The sequence below is a fragment of the Pedobacter sp. 10L46_2 genome (assembly GCF_056395165.1).
Map to the genome: position 1 here is coordinate 1 of NZ_JBFTIZ010000481.1, position 1843 is coordinate 1843.

Consider the following 1843-nt stretch of genomic DNA (forward strand, 5'->3'; position numbering starts at 1 on the left):
GGTTCTATCGAAATACGAAGCACAGGTACAAGCCTATAAAAAAGGAAAAAAAGGCGTGCTTGGGCTTTTTGTAGGTGAGGTAATGAAACTTGCCAGGGGAAAAGCAGATCCCCAAAAAATAAATGAATTGTTACAAGAGAAATTAAAATAGTAAATATTATGATGAAACGTATTGGGTATGTATTGGTGTTGTGTGTGGCTTTTGCAGCATGTAAGGATAAAAGTAAGTTTGTAATTAACGGAGAGTTTAAAAACGCTGCTCCAAAAAGCAAAGTTTACTTATTTGGTTTGCAAAAAGACAATGCTTTGCCATTAGATTCAACTGTGTTTTCTGAAAAAGGAGAATTTAAATTTACCCATTCAACCCCTGGGGCAGATTTCTTTAGGATTTCTGCGGGCAATAACGAATATATGATTATTGCAAAGAATGGCGATGAAATTAAAATTACTGCTGATTTGGCCGACAAATCATTGGCTTATACTACATCTGGTGCTGCTGAGGCTGATAAGTTACAGGAATTGAACACCACCAAGCATGAGTATATGACTAAAATTGCTGCTATACAAACTCAGTTTGATGAAGCAGTATCGGCCCAGCCAGATAAGAGAGAAGCTATTATGGAGCAAATGAGACCTCAATATACTGCTGAAATTGAAGGGCTTAATAAAGCGGTGTTGAAATTTGCTGAGGAGAATACGGAATCGTTAGCAGGTTTTTATGCCATAAACTTGTTAAATCCTTCGGAATTTGAGAAAGAAATGGTGGCTTACTCTGATAAAATCAAAAGTAAGTTTAATGATAATGCCGCAGTAACTGAATTTTTAAAGAGAATGGCTAGCTTAAAGGCTGTTCAAATTGGTCAGGCTGCACCAGAATTTACCATAACCGGTATCGATGGAAAGCCAGTTAAGTTGTCTGATTTTAAAGGAAAATATGTATTGCTTGATTTCTGGGCATCGTGGTGTATGCCATGCAGACAGGAAAATCCGAATGTGGTTAAAGCCTACAATACTTATAAAGACAAGAATTTTACCATATTGGGTATTTCTTTAGATAAAGACCCGGCAGCATGGAAAAAAGCAATTGCTGATGATAAACTAACCTGGAACCATGCCAGCGAATTAAGCGATTTTGAAGGTTCTACAGTTAGATTGTATCAAATAGAGGCTATTCCAAGCTCATTTATCATAGATCCAAAAGGAACAATAGTTGCAAAGAATCTTCGCGGAGAGGAGCTTGATGCATTTTTAAATAAAACTTTACGCTAACCCTAAATTCATGTTAATATACATGATGGTATTAACAATTTGTTAACATGAGTTTAACGGTATATTATAATTGATTACCTAATTTCGTAACAAATAATTAAAGCTATGAGCACCGTAAAACAGAAGATACTTATTGTTGATGACGAACCAGATATTTTAGAGTTAATTGAGTATAACTTAAAGAAAGAGGGATATCAGGTATTCTTAGCCAATAATGGTCAGGAAGGCATTACGATTGCAAAGAAGGTACATCCTGATTTAATTATCCTGGATATCATGATGCCAAAGATGGATGGTATTGAGGCATGCAGGTTAATGAGGGCTATTCCTGAGTTTAAAAATACTTTTATGGTGTTTTTAACAGCACGAAGTGAAGAGTATTCAGAAATAGCGGGATTTAATGTTGGTGCAGATGATTATATAGCTAAACCAATTAAGCCTCGTGCACTAGTAAGTCGTATTAATGCGATTCTAAGAAGAAATGCAAGCGGAGACGAGGTTTCTGATAATAAGGTTGAAATAGGTGATTTGGTAATTGACAGAGAAGCGTACCTTGTTTTTCAGAGTGGTAAAA

General features: G+C 35.9%; 2 protein-coding genes and 1 pseudogene. All 3 read left to right on the forward strand.

Annotated features, from left to right (window positions below; translation table 11 throughout):
- Positions 1–151: pseudogene (gene gatB / locus AC1DDX_RS27040) on the forward strand (Asp-tRNA(Asn)/Glu-tRNA(Gln) amidotransferase subunit GatB); the annotation flags it as partial.
- Positions 152–159: 8 nt separating this feature from the next.
- The gene (locus tag AC1DDX_RS27045) at positions 160–1269 is read left to right on the forward strand and encodes a TlpA disulfide reductase family protein (protein ID WP_172660408.1); all 1110 of its coding nucleotides are present in this window, start codon (positions 160–162) and stop codon (positions 1267–1269) included.
- A gap of 105 nt (positions 1270–1374) precedes the next feature.
- Positions 1375–1843: response regulator transcription factor (locus tag AC1DDX_RS27050; RefSeq protein WP_477622989.1), on the forward strand; the 469-nt coding region annotated here is incomplete at its 3' end.